This is a genomic window from Peribacillus sp. NPDC097224 (assembly GCF_044761985.1).
Lineage (GTDB): Bacteria > Bacillota > Bacilli > Bacillales > DSM-1321 > Peribacillus.
Genome location: NZ_JBIWDK010000012.1, coordinates 1 through 21,287, shown reverse-complemented (window position 1 = coordinate 21,287; position 21,287 = coordinate 1). Strand labels below are relative to the sequence as shown.

Annotated in this window: 21 protein-coding genes; 20 read left to right on the top strand and 1 reads right to left on the bottom strand. The window is 39.3% G+C overall.

What is annotated here, in order from left to right:
- Positions 1-24 precede the first annotated feature (24 nt).
- Positions 25-444: an Hsp20/alpha crystallin family protein gene (locus ACIQXR_RS18245; RefSeq protein ID WP_402875388.1), complete on the bottom strand. Its 420-nt coding sequence runs from the start codon at positions 442-444 to the stop codon at positions 25-27.
- A gap of 344 nt (positions 445-788) precedes the next feature.
- Here ACIQXR_RS18245 and ACIQXR_RS18240 point away from each other — a divergent pair, with 344 nt between their 5' ends.
- The 20 genes from ACIQXR_RS18240 (at position 789) to ACIQXR_RS18145 (ending at position 21,182) form a co-directional block, all read left to right on the top strand.
- Positions 789-1,970, top strand: coding sequence for a thiolase family protein (locus ACIQXR_RS18240; RefSeq protein WP_402875390.1), 1,182 nt, complete (start codon positions 789-791; stop codon positions 1,968-1,970).
- Between the two features lie 345 nt (positions 1,971-2,315).
- Positions 2,316-3,926 carry a long-chain-fatty-acid--CoA ligase gene (locus ACIQXR_RS18235; protein ID WP_402875392.1) on the top strand — a complete coding sequence of 537 codons (1,611 nt, stop codon included), beginning with the start codon at positions 2,316-2,318 and terminating at the stop codon, positions 3,924-3,926.
- 320 nt (positions 3,927-4,246) lie between these two features.
- A complete protein-coding gene (locus tag ACIQXR_RS18230; protein WP_402875396.1) occupies positions 4,247-5,524 on the top strand; it encodes an MFS transporter in 1,278 nt (425 codons plus the stop codon).
- Between the two features lie 56 nt (positions 5,525-5,580).
- Complete coding sequence (locus tag ACIQXR_RS18225) at positions 5,581-6,753, top strand: thiolase family protein (protein WP_402875433.1); 1,173 nt, start codon at positions 5,581-5,583, stop codon at positions 6,751-6,753.
- Positions 6,754-6,859: 106 nt separating this feature from the next.
- Positions 6,860-8,008, top strand: a complete 1,149-nt coding sequence (locus ACIQXR_RS18220) for an acyl-CoA dehydrogenase family protein (RefSeq protein ID WP_402875397.1) — start codon at positions 6,860-6,862, stop codon at positions 8,006-8,008.
- 176 nt (positions 8,009-8,184) lie between these two features.
- Positions 8,185-8,589, top strand: a complete 405-nt coding sequence (locus tag ACIQXR_RS18215; protein ID WP_402875399.1) for a PaaI family thioesterase — start codon at positions 8,185-8,187, stop codon at positions 8,587-8,589.
- A 42-nt stretch (positions 8,590-8,631) separates the two neighbouring features.
- Positions 8,632-10,224, top strand: coding sequence for a long-chain-fatty-acid--CoA ligase (locus ACIQXR_RS18210; RefSeq protein WP_402875401.1), 1,593 nt, complete (start codon positions 8,632-8,634; stop codon positions 10,222-10,224).
- 305 nt (positions 10,225-10,529) lie between these two features.
- Positions 10,530-11,276: a CDP-diacylglycerol--serine O-phosphatidyltransferase gene (gene pssA, locus ACIQXR_RS18205; protein WP_402875403.1), complete on the top strand. Its 747-nt coding sequence runs from the start codon at positions 10,530-10,532 to the stop codon at positions 11,274-11,276.
- A 207-nt stretch (positions 11,277-11,483) separates the two neighbouring features.
- Positions 11,484-11,744, top strand: coding sequence for a metal-sensitive transcriptional regulator (locus tag ACIQXR_RS18200; protein WP_402875404.1), 261 nt, complete (start codon positions 11,484-11,486; stop codon positions 11,742-11,744).
- A 162-nt stretch (positions 11,745-11,906) separates the two neighbouring features.
- Entirely contained in the window at positions 11,907-12,386 is a 480-nt protein-coding gene (locus ACIQXR_RS18195) for a DsrE/DsrF/DrsH-like family protein (RefSeq protein WP_402875406.1), read from the top strand.
- Positions 12,387-12,406: 20 nt separating this feature from the next.
- Positions 12,407-12,772: a rhodanese-like domain-containing protein gene (locus tag ACIQXR_RS18190; RefSeq protein ID WP_402875435.1), complete on the top strand. Its 366-nt coding sequence runs from the start codon at positions 12,407-12,409 to the stop codon at positions 12,770-12,772.
- Positions 12,773-12,791: 19 nt separating this feature from the next.
- Positions 12,792-13,088 carry a rhodanese-like domain-containing protein gene (locus ACIQXR_RS18185; RefSeq protein WP_402875408.1) on the top strand — a complete coding sequence of 99 codons (297 nt, stop codon included), beginning with the start codon at positions 12,792-12,794 and terminating at the stop codon, positions 13,086-13,088.
- Between the two features lie 53 nt (positions 13,089-13,141).
- Positions 13,142-13,711 (top strand): sulfurtransferase TusA family protein, encoded by a 570-nt coding sequence (locus tag ACIQXR_RS18180; RefSeq protein WP_402875410.1) that lies wholly within the window; start codon positions 13,142-13,144, stop codon positions 13,709-13,711.
- Between the two features lie 32 nt (positions 13,712-13,743).
- Positions 13,744-14,139: a DsrE/DsrF/DrsH-like family protein gene (locus ACIQXR_RS18175; protein ID WP_402875412.1), complete on the top strand. Its 396-nt coding sequence runs from the start codon at positions 13,744-13,746 to the stop codon at positions 14,137-14,139.
- A gap of 55 nt (positions 14,140-14,194) precedes the next feature.
- On the top strand, positions 14,195-15,322 hold the full coding sequence (locus ACIQXR_RS18170; protein ID WP_402875414.1) for an MBL fold metallo-hydrolase: 1,128 nt from the start codon (positions 14,195-14,197) through the stop codon (positions 15,320-15,322).
- A 40-nt stretch (positions 15,323-15,362) separates the two neighbouring features.
- The gene (locus ACIQXR_RS18165) at positions 15,363-15,590 is read left to right on the top strand and encodes a sulfurtransferase TusA family protein (protein ID WP_402875437.1); all 228 of its coding nucleotides are present in this window, start codon (positions 15,363-15,365) and stop codon (positions 15,588-15,590) included.
- A 50-nt stretch (positions 15,591-15,640) separates the two neighbouring features.
- Entirely contained in the window at positions 15,641-16,420 is a 780-nt protein-coding gene (locus ACIQXR_RS18160; protein WP_402875416.1) for a sulfite exporter TauE/SafE family protein, read from the top strand.
- 181 nt (positions 16,421-16,601) lie between these two features.
- Positions 16,602-17,294, top strand: coding sequence for a tyrosine-type recombinase/integrase (locus tag ACIQXR_RS18155; protein WP_402875418.1), 693 nt, complete (start codon positions 16,602-16,604; stop codon positions 17,292-17,294).
- A gap of 714 nt (positions 17,295-18,008) precedes the next feature.
- Positions 18,009-19,229 (top strand): DNA sulfur modification protein DndB, encoded by a 1,221-nt coding sequence (locus tag ACIQXR_RS18150; protein WP_402875420.1) that lies wholly within the window; start codon positions 18,009-18,011, stop codon positions 19,227-19,229.
- A 99-nt stretch (positions 19,230-19,328) separates the two neighbouring features.
- Positions 19,329-21,182, top strand: a complete 1,854-nt coding sequence (locus ACIQXR_RS18145) for an ATP-binding protein (RefSeq protein WP_402875421.1) — start codon at positions 19,329-19,331, stop codon at positions 21,180-21,182.
- The last annotated feature ends 105 nt before the right edge of the window (positions 21,183-21,287 follow it).

Sequence of the window (21,287 nt, the reverse complement as noted above, 5' to 3'; positions counted from 1 at the left end):
GGAGCCATTCTTTTTTATTTAAAGCTATTCGATCTGAATACTATCTTGGTCTTTACCGGGGGAATACTTATGAATACGAATCACTAATGATGGGTGGGTAAACTCGGCAGTGATCCTTCGTGAACAGATGGAAAAAGGGAAAGAAATTTTTCGTTGTGTAGGTGATGTAATCGCTTTATCTTTATGAAATAGCTTTTGAAAAGGTTTGTGAGGCTTTTCAACGGTAATCAAAATTTCGTTATCTTTTAAACGCACTTTAATATCCTTTGCTTCATGGTTTTCCAATATTGCTTCCACCATATACTCGTCATCACTTTCGTAAATGTCAATTGTAAATAATTGATGGTCCAATTTACTTGTCTCCGGATTAAGAAAAAACTTTTTCACCCATTCATCAAAAACCTTTACCTCATTCATCTGTACATCATGTAGTTTATCTTGCATGTGGATACCCCCGGTTTTGCCTTTGTTTGTATTATATGTTGGAAGTATCGAAAATGGTGATAATTAGGAAAACTTTCTAACTTAACTAAAATATATGTGGATTAGATACAAACACAACGGTGATTTTCTTTCAGTGCAATGATTATTATCTTTGCGCCATACGAAGTGAAGACCGATAAAATTGGTGCTGGCAAAACCATTAATCGATACAAGCAAAATTAATGCACGAAACTAAAGAGGATTTAGACTCGTTCATGAAGAAGATAACAGTATAAACAGAAAAATCGAGGAGAGCAGATTGACCTGCTTTCCTTTTTTTCTTTAAGAAGCTAGGAGGAACTGGAATGGAACATGAATTTGTCATTGTAAGTGCGAACCGTACGGCTATAGGTAAAATGGGAGGACAACTAAAAGATGTACAAGCGGGTCATCTAGCGGCAACGGTCATTAAGGATGCAATCGAGAGAGCAGGTCTGGCACCCGAGCAGATAAATGAAGTGATTTTTGGTGAAGTGCGCCAGTCGACCGAATCTTCAAATCTAGCACGTGTTGCCGCGTTAAGAGCGGGTATCCCTCCTGAAGCTTCGGCTTATACAGTAAACCGCCTATGTGCTTCAGGCATACAGGCAGTGATTTCCGGTGTTCAGCATCTAGCTTTTAATCCGGATGATATTGTCGTGGCAGGTGGAGCGGAAAATATGAGTAGAGCCCCCATTTACCTCAGAAATTCACGATTTGGAGAAGGAAAACCTCATCTAGTTGATTCTAATCTTGAAAATGGACAGCAGCCAACCGAAGTGTATGGAAAAGATTTGGGAATGGGGATAACAGCAGAAAACGTAGCGGAAGCCTACCAAATTTCCCGGGAAGACCAGGACACCTTTGCTGTAGAAAGCCAAAGAAGGGCAAGAAAGGCGATTGATTCTGGTTCCTTCGAATCTCAAATCGTTCCGGTTGAAATAAAGACTAGGAAAAGCACAACAGTATTTCAAGTGGACGAGCACCCAAGAGAAACATCGATAGAAAAACTGTCCCATTTGAAGCCCGTCTTCAAAAGTGATGGAACAGTCACGGCTGGTAATGCCTGTGGCCGTAATGATGGTGCAAGTGCTTTAGTTTTGATGACCCGCGAAAAGGCTTCTAATCTTGATATCAAACCGATTGCCAAGATTGTAAACTGGTCTACAGCTGGTGTCGATCCACGTTATATGGGAATCGGTCCCGTTCCCGCGATCGAGAACCTATTGAAAAAGACTGGACTGGCAGTTGAAGATATCGGACTGTTCGAGTTGAATGAGGCATTCGCATCACAATCATTGGCTGTTATACGGGAAGCCAAGCTAGACCCTGCTAATGTCAATGTCAACGGTGGAGCCATTGCATTAGGCCATCCACTAGGGGCAACGGGGGCGATTATCATGACGAAATTAATTCACGAGATGCAACGGCGCCAAGAGAAATACGGAATGGCAACCCTATGTATTGGCGGTGGACAAGGGATGGCCATTTTATTGGAATTGGCTTAATAGGGATTTGAAAAACTCTTCACTAAGCTTAACTCATTAAAACACAAAACTTAGCCACCGATTATACCTGCATTCTCTCTTAATATGCTAGTAAACCCATCCTTATTGTAGAAGGTTGGGTTTTTTGATTTTCTGGTAAATGAGAAAAATTCAAAAATGAATTATCAGTTTATGGATGAATCCTTTAAAACAAAGGCTTTATAACGAGTAAGATTCAAAAATGAATTTGATCACTCAAAAAAATTAGCTGTTTCCCCAGTGTGTGATTTGGCATGAAACTTGCATTGTTATATGTGTAAACCATATGTAGAAGAATCGGATTTGAGAAAAATGGAGGGGTTAAAGGTGCGAAAAACAGTAAAACAACCATGGGAGCAATGGTATGCAGAAGGAATGTCGTCATTACTTCTACCGGAAATTTCCGTCTATACACTACTGGACCAATCAGCAAAGAAATTCCCTGATCATACAGCCATTATTTTTGAAGACCATCTCATGGATTATAAAAGCCTGAAATCACAGGTAGATAAACTTGCAGGTAAGTGGAAAGAAATGGGGTTCGTGAAAGGTGAAAGAATTGGCCTTATGATGGCCAACCATCCTTATTTCATCATCAGTTATTACGCTGCACAAGCGCTGGGACTCATTGTTGTTCAACTGAACCCTATGTATAAGCCTAGGGAACTGCTCCAAATATTAGTGGATTCTAATGCTCTATATATTGTGTATGACCAATTGGCCGCTACTACCATTGAAGAAACAAAAGCGATATATGATTTTTCAATCTGCATGAAGACGGACGATGACCAATTAGACGGCCTATCCCTACGTTCTTTGATAGAAAATGGAGAAAAAATCAAGGAAGTTGAAACGATAAATCCTCTTGAAGATATTGCGGTCATCCAGTATACGGGAGGGACGACGGGGAAAATGAAGGGAGCGATGCTTACCCATTACAATCTGACTTCCAATGTTATACAGAGCTCTGAAATGTATGGGGATTTGATGGTGCCCGGAAAGGAAGTCGTGCTGGCAGCGACACCGCTTTATCATGTTTACGCGATGACAAGTGCCATGAATCTCGGAATTTATATTGGAGCTGCCATTCTATTATTTCCTAAATTCGAGATTCAAAATGTACTAATGAATATTCAAAAGTACCGTCCGACTTTTTTTCCAGGCGTTCCAAAGATGTACAATGCGTTCGTCAATCATCCTGAAATCGAAAAATATGGACTGGATTGTCTGAAAAATTGTTCTTGTGGCTCAGCACCCATGCCAGTTGAAGTCATTAATCGATTCGAGAAGCTGACAGGTGCTTCTATAGGAGAAGGTTTTGGGTTATCAGAAGCCTCTCCTTCCACACATCGTAATCCGCCCTTAGGTAAAAGGAAAATCGGGAGTGTCGGCATTCCTTTTCCTAGAACCGATTGTATGATCGTAGACGCGGACAATAATGAAGTGCCATCCAAAGGGGTGGGAGAGCTGCTTATAAAAGGCCCACAAATTATGAAGGGATATTGGAATAACGAGGTGGAAACGAGAAAAGCTCTCCAAAATGGCTGGTTGTATACAGGCGATCTTGCTTCAGTGGATGAAGAGGGGTATTTCTACATTGTCGGCAGAAAAAAAGAAATGATCATTATTAGCGGGTTTAATATATATCCGCAAGAGGTGGAAGGTGTCCTTTATCAGCACCCGGATATTCAGGAGGCGGCTGTGGTGGGGATACCGCATAAAGAATTAGGAGAGGTCGTAAAGGCATTCATTGTTCCAATGAAGGATGCCAACATTGACCTTGAGGAAATTGAAGGATATTGCTATACCCAGCTGACACCCTATAAGGTTCCGAAGCAATTTGAAGTAAGGGAGGAACTGCCGCGAAACACCGTTGGCAAACTATTAAAAAGGTTGCTTATAAAAGAGGAACTGGAAAAGAGGACAAAGAAGGATTGAAGCGGATCCAGCTTTTTAATGGAGGTAGTGGAAGCAAGAATCAATAGCATTCCAGTGGAGGAAATCGGGAAGTCGGAAGATATGCTTTTTTCGAAGATGAATGTTCTTCATTCCTCAGTGGCCAGGTACTACTGCTATATGTGACTGGAGGTTCTAATGAGATTCCTAGTTTCGTAATGGAATTCAACCAAGAAAGGCATTAATTCGACCACACAGCCAGATAATTCAACCATGGTAGCAAGTAATTCGACCATCAGAAGCGATAATTCAACCACCAAGACTATAAGACTATCTATTCACAAAGAAACGAGGGGATTCACATGCGTTGGTTTGTTCTTTCTCTATTATTCCTCGGAGCGGTCATTAACTTTGCTGATAAATCAATAATCGGACTGGCCGCTGTGCCAATCATGAAGGAATTCGATCTTTCCTATGCCGAATGGGGACTTGTAGGAAGCAGTTATTATTGGCTCTATCCTGTAACGGGCATTTTTGGAGCCGCATGGGCTGATAAGCTCGGGGCCAAGAAAGTACTGGGGTTCATCATGCTGACATGGACTGTTTTACAATTTGGTGTTTTGGCCATTGCTGCTTTGCCACTATTAATTATTTATAGAATCTTACTTGGGGCATTCGAAGGGCCATATAGCCCTATTGCTTATAGCCATGCGGATAAGTGGTTCCCCCCGAAACAACGGGGATTAGCCAACTCGGTTGTAGTGGGAGGGGGAACGGTTGGTGCGATGATTGTTGCACCGCTTCTTGTTTCCATGATTACCATTTTTGGATGGAAAGTGGCCTTTGCTAGTCTTGGAGTAGCAAGCCTTGTCTGGTTCTTCTTATTTCAATTTTTAACGAAGGAAAATCCCGTTCAAGTATATGAGAAGGTCCAGAAGAAAAAGAAAGAAAAGATGGAGAAATTCAAACTGAAAGACTTTCTCGTGCTTTTAGCGTCTCCAACCGCTTTATTTACGACACTCGCATATTTCTCAACGTATATTCTGGTCGTCTGGTTTTCCGTTTGGTTACCGATTTATTTAGTGGAAGTCGTAAATATGACACCCGGACAGATGGGCACGAGCATAGCAATCATTGGAGTCATTTCCGTATGTATTTATATGGGTGTTTCCATGTTATCGGATTACTTATTCAAGAAAAATCAGAATTGGCGTTCATCCAGGGTCTTGGTTGTAGCTGGAGCAATGATCATGGGTTCACTATTCCTATCTTCCATCATGGTCTTTCAAAATCCAATTTGGGTGATTTTTGCAATGTGCTTGGCTAAAGGTCTCACCTATTCCATATTACCGATTGGACCAACGATCATGATCAATGAAATGCGTGAACGCGGCGGACTGATGACAAGTATCTTAACGTCTTCAGGCAATCTTGCAGGCATTGTAGCTCCTCTACTAACGGGTTATATCATTAGTTTAGCGGCGGGGAATAAAATACTAGGCTATAACTTGTCCATTTTGTTCATGGCTGCCCTTGTTCTGGTATTCGGCTTATTGTTTGCCATGTTCGTTAAGCCAACTAAGTCAAAAGATGGGCAGGAAATCAGACCAACAGAAGATTATGATTTGAAATCTTCATAAGAGTTACCCAGCATAAAAAATATAATAGAGGAGCGGATGAGGAAATGAATAGAGATGTGAATAGAGAGGCTGTCATTGTTTCAGCAGTAAGAACGGCGATTGGGAAGCGAGGGGGCGCACTAGCGACAGTACCCGCACACGTATTTGGGGCAGAAGTGGTAAAAGAGGCATTGAAACGCGCAAATGTAGCTCCTGAAATGGTGGACGATGTCATCATGGGGAATGTTTTAAGCGGAGGAGGCAATATCGCTCGATTAACCGCCCTTCAGACAGGTCTTTCCATGCAATTACCGGGTTTAACGGTCGATCGCCAATGTGGGTCCGGAATCAATGCGGTCAATTTGGCTGCACAAGCAATCTGGGCGGGTGATGGGGACGTATATATCGCTGGAGGAGTTGAGAGCATGAGCCGGGCTCCTTATTTGATGGATCGTCCGGATAAACCATATAGCTCTTCTCCACCAAATTTCAGGAAATCTCAGTTATCTCCAAAAGAGGTAGGCAATCCACCGATGGGAATTACCGCCGAAAATTTAGTTGCAAAATATGAGATCAGCCGGGAAGAACAAGATGAGTTCGCCATTGAGAGCCAGAAAAAGATGGCGAGAGCGATGGAAGAGGGACGCTTTACTGAACAAATTGTTTCAGTGAACATCCCGGTTCGAAATGGAGAGCCGGTAGGATTCAAAGTAGATGAACATCCACGTCCGCAAGTAACCAAAGAAGCGCTAGCGAAACTTCCTCCTGCATTCCTTGAAGGTGGCTCCGTAACGGCCGGAAACAGTTCGGGTTTAAATGATGCGGCGTCTGCTCTTGTCATTATGTCTAGGGAGAAAGCAGATGAATTGGGAATTAAACCTCTAGCGGTGATTAGAGCACACGCGGTTGCTGGTGTCGATCCCAACATCATGGGAATCGGACCGGTTCCAGCAGTAAGAAAGGTCATGGAAAAATCAGGGCTCTCGCTAAACGATATGGATATTATCGAAATTAATGAGGCTTTTGCGTCGCAAGTAATTGCCTGTAATCGGGAATTGGAAATGGATCCAGCCAAAGTGAATGTGAATGGAGGGGCGATTTCTCACGGACATCCACTTGGTGCCACAGGTGCAATTCTGATCACGAAAGCGGCCCATGAATTGAAACGATCTGAAGGAAGATATGCTCTCATTACGGCGTGCATTGGTGGTGGGCAAGGAATTGCCACAATCTTAGAACGGGAAGGTTGATTTTTCTTAAATTCGGAAGGAAATTCACTAGCATTTTTTTAATAGAATTGTTCCATTTGCGAATCAGACGAATTAAAAAAATCCACTATTAGGAGGCATTTGAATTATGACCATTACTTTAACGAAAGAAATGGAACAAATGAAAGCAATGATTCGGAATTTTGTTGAAAAGGAAGTAGAGCCTCTAGCCCAACAAATTGAAGAAGAGGATCTCATCCCACAACATCTTGTTGAAATGTCCAAAGAACTCGGATTATTCGGGATTAGCATCCCGGAACAATACGGTGGAATTGGCTTGAATACAGTAGAAAAGGCGACTGTATTAGAGCAGTTAGGCAGAACGCACAATGGGTTTGTTTCGTTAATAAGTGCTCATACCGGTATTGGAAGCACAGGCCTGGTAAGGCTTGCATCTGAACAGTTGAAAAATAAATATTTGCCTGAAATGGCGGCGGGTAATAAAATAGCCGCTTTCGCTTTATCCGAACCTGGTGCAGGTTCGGATGCGACCAATTTGGAGACGACGGCAGAGAAAAAGGGCGATTATTGGGTGATGAATGGTACAAAGCATTTCATCACCAATGGACCGATTGCTGATGTTTACACAGTTTTTGCGTTAACGGATAAAGATAAGGGGGCCAAAGGCGGGATAACTGCCTTTTTGGTGGAAAGAAATTTCCCTGGGGTCACTGTCGGTAAAAAGGACAAGAAAATGGGATTAAGAGGTTCGTATACATCTCAGGTCATTTTTGAAAATTGTATCATTCCTGAAGAAAATGTCATTGGTGAAGTGGGTATGGGATATATATCAGCTCTTAGAATATTAGGGGAAGGCCGTGTCGGACTTGCCGCAAGGGCGGTAGGATCATGCGGCAAATTAATCGAGCTATCTACCAAATATGCAAAAGAGCGGATTCAATTCGGTAAACCAATTGCAGATAATCAAGCCATACAATGGATGCTAGCGGACATGGCAACAGAAACAGAAGCCGCAAAGGCCTTGACAATGATGGCAGCACAAAAGATTGATGAGGGGAAAAAGGTGATCAAAGAAGCCTCCATGGCTAAACTGTTCGCTTCCGATGTTTTTAATAGAGTAGCGGATAAAGCGGTTCAAATTCACGGGGGTATGGGGTATATGGCAGAATATCCAGTGGAACGCTTTTATCGCGATGCTCGCATTACAAAGATCTATGAAGGAACAAACGAAGTTCAACGGCTCATCATTGCTAGAAATGTTTTGAATGAGTACTGAATGATGTACTTTAGTATCAAGTGAAGGAGTTGTGCATATAAAGTTGCTTGGTAAGGAAGCGAACTGGACAGCTATATGAGAACTGTTCAGTTCCAGACGTTGAAGGTATGATATGAGCCTTTTTAGGACCTATATGAAGCAAGTGTGATTTTTATATAAGAGGGGGAAAGAATAATTTGACAACTAATGTGGAGGATATTCGCAACCAATTCGAGAGCAGTCCATTCTTTGCATATATTGGATTTGAAATTATTCGATTTGAAGAAGGAAATGTCCTTTTGAAATTAAATATCGAGAAACATATGCTTAATGTAAATGGAACGCTGCACGGGGGTATTCATGCGACCATGCTTGACACCATTCTTGGGATAGTAATACGTTCTCTGACTAAAGCACGTGTTGTGACGACGAGCTTGACTGTTCATTATCTCGGCAGCCTGTCATCAGGAGAAATATATGCGGAAGCCAAGATTCTTCAGGAGGGGTACAAAACCGCTTTTGCAGAAGGAGAAATTAAAGATTCCGCTGGAAATCTCATTGCAAAAGGTACGGGGGTATTCAAATTGATTCGAGATGAATGAAAATAGTGATTGGCGGTGGAAAAAGAAGAAGGAGTGAAGCCGATGAATAGAGTGTGGCAGAAATCTTATCCGGAAGATACCCCCTTTGAGGTAGAAATTCCTTTAATGTCTATATACGAAATATTGGACCATTCGGCACGACAATACCCATCCACCAAAGCTGTTATTGATGGAGAAAGGGAACTTTCTTATTTGGAATTGAAGAGAAAAATTGATTGTTTTGCAGGTTCATTAAACAAGTGGGGATTTAAAAAAGAGGATAGAATCGCATTGATGTTACCCAATTGTATAGAATACATCATTGCCTATTATGCTATCCACCGTTTGGGAGGCGTGGTGGTACAAGTGAACCCGATGTATAAGGCAAATGAACTAGCCTATATATTACGGGATTCCAATGCCACATGGTTAATTGGAAATGATGAACAAAAGAAAAAGATAGTACAAACTGGTTTGGCAGATAGGCTCACGATTATTTCAGCAAATAAAATGCAGGAAGACAGTTACTATTCATGGAAAGAAGGCGATAATGAACTCCCTGAACTGGATATTAATCCAAAAGAAGATATTGCGTTATTCCAATATACAGGGGGAACTACAGGAAGAGCCAAAGGGGTCATGCTCACTCATTTCAACCTGATTGCCAATGTCATACAAGATTTTGCATATACAGCCAACGCCCTTCAACTGCAAAAACCGGGTGAGCGTATGCTTGGATTGACGCCACTGTTTCATGTATTCGGTAATGGCAGGATGAACAGTGCTTTTTATGCGGGAGCAACGTACATCACTCTAGAGAGATTTGAAATAAACAAGGTCGTCGATTTGATTAGAAAACATAGACCGACCATTTTTCCAGGCGTTCCTACCATGTATATCGCTTTACTAAATCATCCGGATTTGACAGCGCAAGATCTCAGCAGTTTTAAATACTGCAGCTGTGGCTCGGCGCCCCTTCCAGTGGAAGTTATCCATCAATTTGAGCGTAAATTCGGTGTGTCAATATCAGAAGGCTTTGGCATGTCGGAAACTTCACCTACCACCCATCGAAACCCAGTAAAAGGTCAAAGAAAGATAGGAAGCATTGGTATTCCCTATCCTAACACTGATGCCAAAATCGTCGATATCGAAACGGGGAAAGCGGAGCTGCCGTACAATCAGGCAGGGGAACTAATCATTAAGGGTCCACAGGTGATGAAGGGGTATTGGGGAAATCTAGAGGAAACTTCAATGGCATTAAGGGAGGGTTGGTTATATACCGGAGACATAGCCACAATGGATGAAGAAGGGTATTTCTTTATTGTGGGCAGGAAAAAAGAGCTAATCATTGCAAGCGGCTATAATATTTATCCGATTGAAGTAGAGGAAGTCATTTATCAGCATCCCGGAGTGGAAGAAGCTTGCGTATTTGGCATTCCGGATACCTATCGCGGGGAAACCGTCAAAGCTATAATCGTGCTAAAGAAAGGGGTAATTGCAACAGAACAGGATATCATAAAGTTCTGCAATGAACGTTTGGCTAATTATAAGGTTCCACGAGTGATAGAGTTTAGGGAACTTATTCCGAAGTCAGCGGTTGGAAAAATTTTACGACGGGTTTTGGTTGAGGAAGAAAGCAAGCGGACTAAAGCTTAAGAACTTACCGTTGATAGGTTTAATAATTCCGCACAATTAATGATCCTGAAAAATCTTGGTCAGTTCTACATACTCTATATTAAGGACAAGACGATGTTCATCATTGTTTATGTCCTATTTTTTATTGCTAAGAATATATTTAAAAATAGTGCTCGAAATCCTATAATTGGAAATAGAGGGACTTGTAAATATAATCTTAGCCATAATACTGGTATGAAGTTATAATTAGAGGAGAACAAGTTAAGCTTTTTCAAATCAATGTAAAAGCAAAGGAAAGTTTAATTTAGGAATTAAGGAAGTGTAGGATGAAAAAACATATACCTAATATGCTGACTTTGGGAAATCTATTATGTGGGTTCTTAGCGATAGGATGTATTATTACTGGTGATTTAAGAAATGCGACGATATTGATTTTTATCGCGTTAATGCTGGATGCATTGGATGGCAGGGTGGCAAGGATCCTTGGGGTATCTAATGAGATGGGGAAAGAATTGGATTCACTTGCCGATATCGTATCTTTTGGAGTAGCCCCCGCCTTTTTAGCCATACATACATATTTCAACGACTTTGGACAAGTTGGGATGCTAATCGCCGGTTTGTTCCCTCTATTCGGTGCATACCGATTAGCTCGTTTCAACATTACCGACCAAGCGGAATCCGTAAAATACTTTAAAGGGGTTCCCATCACATTAGCAGGCGGAATTGTGGCTTTCTTCGTCTTGTTTTCCGGGTCCGTACCATTATGGATATTTATTATCCTTTATTATGGACTGTGTATATTGATGGTAAGTACAATGAAAATCCCAAGCTTTAAAAAAGTTGGCAGACCGAAGAATAGTGTTCTTATTACCTTGTTTTTATTCTATTCATTTTATTTAGTGGCTAAATCTAAATTTGAATCTGTGCCGATATCTTTCTATATTGCTTTAGGAACCTATATATTGTTAATTGTGGTGAGATATATTAAAGAAAAAGAACCCAAATTCCCAAACAAAAAGAAAGTTAAAAAGCAGAAAATCAAAGTGATTCGTAAGAAAAGAATGAAACAATAAAAAGATGCTGTCCCAAAAGGCATGGATAATGACTTCTGGGGTGGCCCTTTTTTCGATTAATAGAAACCGTCTTGTCCTTAGTTTTTGTTCGAAATAAAAGTGGATTAACTTGGCTTGACAATATACCCCTATAGGTATATTATTGGGATATAAATTGTTCCACAGGTTCTTTGTTTGTCTATATAGATAGGTGGGTGGGTATAGATCATGGAATACGATAAAAGCGTCATCAATCGGTTAAGACGAATTGAAGGTCAAATTAAAGGTGTGCTAGGCATGATGGAACAAGGTAAGGACTGTAGAGATATCGTCACTCAGTTATCAGCAGCTCGAAATGCCATTGATAGGACGATGGGAGTCATTGTTAGCGCAAATCTTGAACAATGTGTGAGGGAGAATGTCATGAAAGGCGAAGATACAGATAGCCTTGTCAAAGAAGCTGTTGAATTACTAATTAAAAGTAGATAATATTGTCCAATAAATAACACAATTATATAGACTGGCCAGCTCTCCAATTGGGTTGACTACTATTATTTTTTAGCTTATTATATACCCCTGGGTGTATAATGGAATAAAGGTAACTTTTAAAAAATACCCAATAGGGTAATTTAAATTCAGGGGGAAATACTAATGACAGAACAGAAAAAAACGACGATCATTTTATTTAGTGGAGACTACGATAAGGCAATGGCTGCTTACATTATTGCGAATGGAGCGGCGGCTTACGATCATGAAGTGACCATTTTCCATACATTCTGGGGGTTGAATGCATTACGAAAAGATGAGCCTTTGACACTGAAAAAAGGCTTCCTTGAAAAGATGTTTGGCAAAATGATGCCGCGTGGTGCAGATAAAATGGGATTATCCAACATGAACTTTGCAGGCGTGGGTCCTAAAATGATCAAGCATGTCATGAAAAAGCATAATGCCATGTCCCTCCCTAGTTTAATTGAAATGGCCCAAGAACAAGAAGTGAAACTAATCGCTTGTACAATGACCATGGATTTACTGGGCTTGCAGCAAGAGGAATTACTAGAAGGCATTGAATATGCGGGTGTGGCTGCTTATTTAGCTGACGCAGAAGATGGTAACGTCAACTTATTTATCTAAGGTAAGGGAGGAATCAAGCTATATTGGGTACACTATTAAATATCCTCATGATTGCTGTAATTGTCTGGTTCTTGTATCAACGATTTATTCCGGCAAAAGGGATTAAACAGATTACTACGATCGAATTAAGAACACAATTGAATAATAAAAGTAAGCAATATATTGATGTCCGGACGCCTAATGAGTTTAGGGGAAACCATATCAAGGGATTTAAAAACATTCCCTTATACGAACTGCAAAATAGAGTGAAAGAACTCTCTAAAGACCAAGAAGTTTTCGTAATCTGCCAAAGTGGTATGAGAAGCAGCAAGGCAAGTAAGTTATTGAAAAAAATGGGATTCAAAGAAATCACGAATGTTAAAGGCGGAATGAGTGCTTGGCACTAATAAAAGGAGGAAGTCTGCTATGAAGGAAATTTCAACACAGGAAGTCGAAACTCTTTTAAATCAAAAGGCACCAGTGAATATTATCGATGTACGTGAAGTGGATGAAGTGAAAACGGGTAAAATCCCATCTGCCATGCATATACCTTTAGGACTAATAGAATTCAAGATGCAAGATCTGGACAAGTCAAAAGAATATATCATGGTCTGCCGCTCTGGTGGAAGAAGTTCAAAGGCCGTAAAACTACTTGAGGATCATGGGTATCAGGTAATCAATATGACAGGCGGAATGCTTGCCTGGAACGGACCAACCGCGTAATTTTTTTTGAATAGTTAAATACCCCATGCAGTATAAAATGAGGAGGAAGAAACATGATTAAAACAAATTCTGTATTAGATGCAAGAGGATTAGCATGTCCGATGCCCATTGTCAAAACCAAAAAGGCTTTAAACGCCTTGGAGTCCGGTGAAGTATTGGAAGTCCAAGCAACGGATAAAGGTTCAACGGCCGACATGAAAGCTTGGGCAGAGAGTACAGGTCATCAATATTTAGGTACAGTCGAAGAAGGAACTGTTCTAAAACATTACCTTCGTAAATCAAGCGGAGAAGAAAGTATCGAAAAGAAACACCCGAACGTTGTTTCGAATGAGGAGCTTCAACAAAAAATAGAGGCAAATCCAAATATTGTTGTGTTGGATGTAAGAGAATCGGCAGAATATGCTTTTGAACACATTCCAACGGCGAAATCCCTTCCCCTGGGTGATTTGGATGGCAGTCTAAGTGAACTGGATAAAGAATCCGAGATATACGTGATTTGCCGTACTGGGAGCAGGAGTGACCTAGCTGCACAAAAACTTACAGAATCAGGATTTAAGCAAGTAATCAATGTCATGCCTGGCATGAGCCAGTGGAATGGTCCGACAGAAAAATCAGTGAAGTAATAAAAACTACAACTAATATGGAGGAACGAAGTATGACTAAAAAAGTAGCAATCATCGCTAGTAATGGTGGATTATTTGATGCATATAAAGTATTTAATATTGCAACAGCAGCGGCAGCAACAGATCAAGAGGTAACCATTTTCTTTACGTTCGAGGGCTTGAACTTGATTCACAAAGAAGGCAATAAACAACTTCCAATGCCAGAAGGCAAAGAATATTTTGCGGAAGGATTTGCAAAGGCCAATGTACCGGCCATTCCAGAATTGCTTGCTATGGCTCAAGAATTGGGCGTTACATTCATAGGATGCCAAATGACAATGGATTTTATGGGACTAGTAAAAGAAGATTTCGTCGATGGAATTGAAGTGGGCGGCGCTGTAACATTCTTGGAATTCGCTAAAGATGCGGATGTTACTTTAACATTTTAATAGCTTAAAAAAAGAAAAAAATTTGAAATGAAATATACTATAGGGGGTATATAGAATGCCATACAATGAAATGACAGCTAAAGAAGTGGCAAAGAAAGTAATCAATAATGATGAGCTATTTATCTTTGACGTTCGTAATGAAAATGATTTTAACGATTGGAAAATTGAAGGAGCGGGTTTCGACTACTTTAATATGCCGTACTTCGAATTGCTAGATGGTGTGGAAGAAATCATGGATAAAATTCCTACCAATAAGGAAGTTCTGGTTGTATGTGCAAAAGAAGGCTCATCCGTTATGGTAGCAGAAATGCTATCTGATGCAGGGCTAACGGTTTCTTACTTAAAGGGCGGAATGAAAGCGTGGAGTGAACACTTAGAGCCATTGAAAATTGGCGATTTGAAGGATGGTGGGGAGATCTATCAATTTATCCGTCTTGGAAAAGGATGCCTGTCCTACATGGTCGTTTCCAATGGAGAAGCAGCCATTATTGACTCTACCAGGATGATTGATACCTACCTTGATTTTGCAGAAAGTATCGGTGCAAAGATCACACAAGTATTTGATACACACTTACATGCCGATCATATTTCAGGTGGTCGACAAATTGCAGAAAGCACGAATGCAACGTATTGGTTGCCACCAAAAGATGCTACGGAAGTGGTCTTTGAATATGAGCCTTTAGAGAATGGTAAAGTGGTCAATATCGGTCACACGGCTATTGAAATTCAAGCATTATATTCTCCAGGACATACAATTGGTTCTACTTCATTTGTTGTCGATGAAAAATACCTTTTGACTGGGGACATTCTATTCATCGATTCCATCGGTAGACCGGATCTAGCTGGATTGGCTGAAGATTGGGTTGGCGACTTGAGAGAAACCCTTTATACACGTTACAAAGCACTGTCAGACGAGTTAATCGTCCTGCCATCTCATTTCATGATCATTGAAGAATTGAACGAAGACGGCAGTGTCGCTAAGAAATTAGGATCGTTATTTGAAGAAAATCATGGCCTGAATATTGCTGACGAAACGGAATTCAGAGAGATGGTAACGGGAAACCTACCCCCACAACCGAATGCATACCAAGAAATCCGTCAAACGAACATGGGGAAAATCACGCCTGATGAAGAAAAACAACGTGAAATGGAAATTGGACCGAATCGTTGTGCGGTACGCTAAAATATCATAAAAAAACTACGAATAGAGGAGATTTATCATGATGAAATCAGAAAAGGTATTAGATGCTAAGGGCTTGGCTTGTCCAATGCCGATCGTAAGAACAAAGAAAGCGATGAATGAATTGGAATCCGGTCAAGTACTGGAAATACACGTAACAGATAAAGGCGCGAAAGCAGATTTAGCCGCTTGGTCAAAATCAGGTGGACATGAGCTAATTGAAATGACAGAAGATAATGGCGTGTTGAAATTCTGGATTAGAAAAGGCTGATAAAGATAAGGGGACCAATTAGGTTCCCTTCTTCTAAAGGAGAGACTGACATGGACATTACTTTCATCATCACCATATTTTTAATTGGTTTCATTGGCTCGTATATTTCAGGAATGCTGGGCATAGGCGGGTCGATCATCAAGTACCCGATGCTTTTATACATCCCGCCAATCTTCGGTTTAGCGGCATTCAGTGCCCACGAAGTTTCAGGGATTAGCGCCGTACAGGTATTATTTGCCTCCATCGGCGGTGTATGGGCTTACCGAAAAGGCGGATATTTAAACAAGCCGCTGATCCTTTACATGGGTATCAGCGTATTGATAGGAAGTGTAATCGGAAGTTTCGGATCGGAATCGATGTCGGAAGACGGTATCAATATCGTCTATGGCCTGCTTGCTTTAATAGCGGCGGTGATGATGTTCATACCGAAAAAAGGAATCGATGATATCCCGTTGGACCAGGTCAAATTTAATAAATGGTTAGCTGCATTACTTGCCTTAATTGTTGGTCTAGGTTCTGGTGTTGTCGGGGCAGCCGGAGGCTTCTTACTTGTTCCGATTATGCTGGTTGTCTTGAAAATACCGACGAGGGTAACAATCGCCTCTTCACTAGCCATTACCTTCATTTCCTCCATTGGGGCAACGGTCGGCAAGGTCTCTACAGGCCAAGTTGACTATTACCCGGCAATCATAATGATAGTTGCAAGTATTATCGCAGCCCCACTTGGTGCAATGGCAGGGAAGAAAATGAACACAAAAATCCTTCAAGTCATATTGGCACTATTAATATTAGCAACAGCGGTGAAAATTTGGTTGGGGATTTTGGCGTAGGGTTGATTAGACCTCTACCTTGACAGGGTTGGGGTCGTGGGTTCAAGTTCCTCACAGGTCATCATCTTATATGTATCAAGGGTTTAAGCGACTTCTAACATTTTTAAAATGTAGTGGTCGCAAGCAAAATCGTTACAATACCCAAGAACCACTTCACTAATTACAGTGAGGTGGTTTTTTTATGCTTCTAAAATTCGCAATACAAGAGTTCCACGATGACAGACAATTTAAAAATGTTTCCAATCGTACTCTAGAAACTTACAAACATATTCTCGACGAATTCCTAGAGTATTGCAATGAAAATGAAATTGTTAATGTGGAAGATATAACCCCAAATACCGTTAAAAAATATATTCTCATTCAACAAAAAAAGGGTAATAAAGCAACCACTACAAATACGAAATTGCAACGGATTAAAGCATTTTTGAATTACATGGTTGAAATTGAAGTCATTACAAAGAACCCTGCTGATAAAATTTCAAGGGCAAAAGAGGACATTAAGATTGATGTTTTTACAGATTACCATATCAAACAAATGCTGACCTATTATAGAAGGATAAGAAGAAGGGAAAATACCTTTTGGACATATAGGGATTACAACTTAATTTTAACAATGCTAGGTACTGGAATTAGATTAACTGAATCAACCAATCTAAAATGGTCTGATGTAGATTTTCAAAATCAAACTCTAACTATATTCGGCAAAAATCGAAAACTTGAATCTGTTCCAGTAACAGAAAAGTTAATAAAGGAATTAGCTTCCTACAAAGTCTATTGTGAACAATTATTTGGAGAGAACACCACTTATGTTTTTACAGATAAAGATGGTAAACAATTAACCGCTAATGCTATTAAATGTATTAATTTTTCATAAGGGATTTTTTTATTTAGTAAAGGGAATTAGATCGCTATAAATGTCCTCAGGGGAATTAGAAAAAGAAAATAGAAAAATAAGTCCATCGCCAACAGAAAAGAACAGCATGGGGGATATATACCTCTATAGAAGGGGATAAACGGGCGATGGCTAATAGATCACCACCACCGGATACCCTAACAAACAGTCTACTGACAAATACCAACAGATTTGTCATGGGTAGTAAAGAGGCAGTAATAACTTAGCTTGGAACGCTGTCATATTTCACTGACACACACTACAGCGTCCACACCAACAGCAAAGCAAGGAAAAGAGGCAAAGCTGATCAACAGCACCGCATCGGATAACTATATATCTTTAATTAAGCATTGCTTTGAAGCGGTAAAGGGGAATATAGGGGGAGTAGGGGGCCCTCAGGGTCAGGTCTTGCCTCTACTATATATACGCACCGGTTAAAAAACCTCGACTAGTACTAATTTGTTCTTATATAAATATAGAGATAATTCACAGTTAGGAACAAAAGCATCTTATATATTTCCCATTTCTATGGATAAATCTTGTATATTAAGTTCAAAAGCAGATATAAGTACTATTAACGTCAAAATCTTTTGTACAGACAATTTACGTTTATAAAAAACTTTTTACGTCTAAATATTGACGTAAAATGTTGATTGTTATATTATTTACCTATCAACCAAAGGAGAGTGTTTAATAATGACAAATCGATTAGAAGGCATTCAAACAGTTCAAGCGAATCTTCCCACTTTAGCAGCGGCTACTGCCTCTATTACAGTGCCGACCATTGCATATATTAGTGGAGGTCGTTTATGGTATGCACTTACGATTCCATATAAAACTCTTGGTAAATTCGTACAGACATCAGCGGTAAAGAAAAAGAATCAGGTTATTATCAAAGCTGATATTAAAAACCGTTTCTTAGACAAGAAACATAAGGATGAAATCAAAGAATACATCAAAGAGGAAGAACACTTTACAATTCCTCCAGTTACTCTAGTATCGTATGATAAATTAACATTTAAACCTTTTACCTTTGATAGTGAAGAACAGCCCCGGAATCATGAAGAACTTATGGGAAGATTAGAGGGTAGTGGTTCACTTGCAGGCATTATGTTAATTCCTATTGATTATGAATTTGAATGCTTGGATGGAAACCATCGAACTGTTGCGATTAGGGAATTAGCCGAGGAAAGCCCAGAATATATTGCTGGAAGTAGCATGTTATTAAACATTGTATATGAGGAAGACAAAAGAAAAATCCGCCAAGATTTTGTGGATGTTAATAAAAATGCAAAGAAGACTTCTCCTTCAATAAACACATTGTTCAACACCAGGGATCCACTTGCAGGTCTAGTAAATGATCTCTTTGATAACGTTAATTATTTAATGGATATAACAGAGTTGCTTGCAACAAGCGTTTCAAAGAACAGCAAGGATATTTACACTTTAAACAATGTAAAAAATGTAGTGATTGAACTTGCAGGGCGTGATTCTCAATCAGGTCAATCGAGTGAAAAAGCAGTTTCATCGCAGATCAAAGATAATGAAGACATTAAACATTCACTTGAAATGCATGCAACGCTATTCTTTGAAAAACTAAAAAATAATCATCACATTGCTACCTGCCTTGCAAACCGTGATAAAACTTCTGAGGTTCGAAACGATTCAATCATAACAAGTGGGATGGGAATTGTTATTGCTGCAAGGATTTCAGGTTATATCTTAAACACATTAGATATAATTGAAAGAGGCGATGAACTTGATAGACTAATGAATTTTGATTGGTCTAGAAATAACCCTCTTTTCCTTGGAAAGATAGTAACAGACGATGGAAAGCTTCTTGTTTCTCGTGAAGCAATTAACGTTGCTGTAAAGACAATCAAAAAAGAGTTAGGTTACACAGCCGATCAAGAGTAAGAAATTCAAGATATTAGGGGTATTTCTTTTCATTTAAGTGATACCTTTAATAAAATAAATAGTTGTAAAATTTCAAAAAAACAGAGGAGGAAAAATATTATGAATTTAGGTGAATTAAGGAATAAATTTTCTACCATTGCACTAGAACAAATTAGAGAAAATGTGAAAAGAACAATTATGAGTTATCGATCCTCATGGGATATATACACGGAGTTGGTACAAAACGCTGTAGACGCACTAATTGATAAATTTGGCTATGAAAATATTAGCAATGGAAATATTAAGTTATCATTTAATACAGAAAATAGAGAAATATATATTGAGGATAACGGTATCGGAATAAAACCCTCAGATATTTCTAGTATTTTAGTAATGGGTGAATCATTAAAAAGAAAGGAAGGAAGAGGTAAATATGGTTTTATGGGCTATGGATTTACCTTTGTAGCTTTCCAAACAGACTTTTTAAGAATTGAAAGTGTTTATGAAGGAGAAAAAGCTTCAAGGACTTATAAGGATTTATACAAGGTTGTCTTTGGTAACAGTGAACTCCCATTGTCTGAAGAGGAAAAGAATGGACAAACGGAGGAGGTTACTCAGGAAGAAAGCGGTACTAAGATCACATTTTCTTTCCCAAGTCAGTTTCCGGATGAAACTTTGGAAAAAAATATAAAATCAGCTTTCTACCATGTTTCACAACCTGTAATGTTGGAGTACATCCTACGGACAAAATCAGCAGTAGGTATTGTAGATAAAATTTTCAATGAAAACATCAATTTCTTTAATATTGATGTTGAGGTTAATGGTGAACAAGTACCAATGAAAACAGGCCATTTAACTATTAGAGAAATTATTAGCAAAATGTACCCTTCTGGAAATTTTTACGATATCGGTGCATATAACACGTTTGTTGCAGCGACCGAACATCTGGATCAATCAGCAAAAAAGGTTGCTAGAAAGGCTATGCTTGTTGATGGTAAATATTCTAATATTAGTGTAGGTACTGTTAATCCACTTAATGTAAACATCTATATAGCAATGACAAGTAAAAGCCATTTAGGTACGTACAATGACAAATTCCCAAATGATGATCAGCACGAGAAGGTATTTGTCGAGAACGGTATTTGGTTGTCTATTGACGGATTACCAACAGGTATTTGTCTAGATCAATTAAGTCATGGTAGTTATCTTCCATTTACAGTTATTGTTGATGTAAATAAAGAGGTTAGGAATGAGTTAGATAGTGGAAGAAAAGGTATTACTGCTTATCGGGCGGAACAGATTGTGAAAATGGTCAAAAAGTTATTAAAGGAAAATAAGTTTATTGATCATAGAGAGTATGTTCTTGGAGTGGATACACGGGTCAACTCAGATGGGTATGACGCTAAAAGAGAACTTAGAAATAAGCTTGCCAACAAACAAAAAGTAGACATTGATTTGGTCCACAAGTATTACCCTGTAGATAATGAACAGGAAGTTATTACCTTATTTACTGAATTGATTAGTAAGGGACTTCTACCAGGGTACTATCCAAAAGTGATTTCTGGATATGATGTCTATGACGGTTTATACGATTACAAAACTCAATTCTCTGATGACATCTTACTTTCCAATGATCCGCTGGGAATATCAGAAAGTGTAAAAAACAGATATGCTGATATAGATAAGGAAATTGTTATCGAATATAAAACTTATTTAAGAGGCATATTTAGAGATTTAAAAGAAGTAAAGAAACGCTTGCAGGATATTGATATTTTGGTTTGCTGGAGTGTGGAATACGAGAAAGTCAATGAATTTGTTGAGTCCGAGGGGATTGTTCTAAAAGAAGTAGACCAATCAGAAAATTATTTTTACGGAGTTACTCATGAAGTTGCGGGGCTAGGTAGGAATACTAATTTCTTACCAATCATTGAATTAAAGACTGTAATAAATAAAAAGTTTAAGATCAATCTATAATATTACTTTTAAGGGGCTGTCTAATAAGTCCCTAAAATAAAACAGGTGGAGAAAAACGAGTTGTTTTTCTCCACCTGTTTTTCTATTTCTATAATAATTTACTGA

Coding starts and splice junctions, on each gene's coding strand:
- ACIQXR_RS18245 (WP_402875388.1), bottom strand. CDS start 444: ATGCAAGATAAACTACATGATGTACAGATGAATGAGGTAAAGGTTTTT.
- ACIQXR_RS18240 (WP_402875390.1), top strand. CDS start 789: ATGGAACATGAATTTGTCATTGTAAGTGCGAACCGTACGGCTATAGGT.
- ACIQXR_RS18230 (WP_402875396.1), top strand. CDS start 4,247: ATGCGTTGGTTTGTTCTTTCTCTATTATTCCTCGGAGCGGTCATTAAC.
- ACIQXR_RS18220 (WP_402875397.1), top strand. CDS start 6,860: ATGACCATTACTTTAACGAAAGAAATGGAACAAATGAAAGCAATGATT.
- ACIQXR_RS18210 (WP_402875401.1), top strand. CDS start 8,632: ATGAATAGAGTGTGGCAGAAATCTTATCCGGAAGATACCCCCTTTGAG.
- pssA (WP_402875403.1), top strand. CDS start 10,530: ATGAAAAAACATATACCTAATATGCTGACTTTGGGAAATCTATTATGT.
- ACIQXR_RS18200 (WP_402875404.1), top strand. CDS start 11,484: ATGGAATACGATAAAAGCGTCATCAATCGGTTAAGACGAATTGAAGGT.
- ACIQXR_RS18195 (WP_402875406.1), top strand. CDS start 11,907: ATGACAGAACAGAAAAAAACGACGATCATTTTATTTAGTGGAGACTAC.
- ACIQXR_RS18185 (WP_402875408.1), top strand. CDS start 12,792: ATGAAGGAAATTTCAACACAGGAAGTCGAAACTCTTTTAAATCAAAAG.
- ACIQXR_RS18180 (WP_402875410.1), top strand. CDS start 13,142: ATGATTAAAACAAATTCTGTATTAGATGCAAGAGGATTAGCATGTCCG.
- ACIQXR_RS18175 (WP_402875412.1), top strand. CDS start 13,744: ATGACTAAAAAAGTAGCAATCATCGCTAGTAATGGTGGATTATTTGAT.
- ACIQXR_RS18170 (WP_402875414.1), top strand. CDS start 14,195: ATGCCATACAATGAAATGACAGCTAAAGAAGTGGCAAAGAAAGTAATC.
- ACIQXR_RS18165 (WP_402875437.1), top strand. CDS start 15,363: ATGAAATCAGAAAAGGTATTAGATGCTAAGGGCTTGGCTTGTCCAATG.
- ACIQXR_RS18160 (WP_402875416.1), top strand. CDS start 15,641: ATGGACATTACTTTCATCATCACCATATTTTTAATTGGTTTCATTGGC.
- ACIQXR_RS18155 (WP_402875418.1), top strand. CDS start 16,602: ATGCTTCTAAAATTCGCAATACAAGAGTTCCACGATGACAGACAATTT.
- ACIQXR_RS18150 (WP_402875420.1), top strand. CDS start 18,009: ATGACAAATCGATTAGAAGGCATTCAAACAGTTCAAGCGAATCTTCCC.
- ACIQXR_RS18145 (WP_402875421.1), top strand. CDS start 19,329: ATGAATTTAGGTGAATTAAGGAATAAATTTTCTACCATTGCACTAGAA.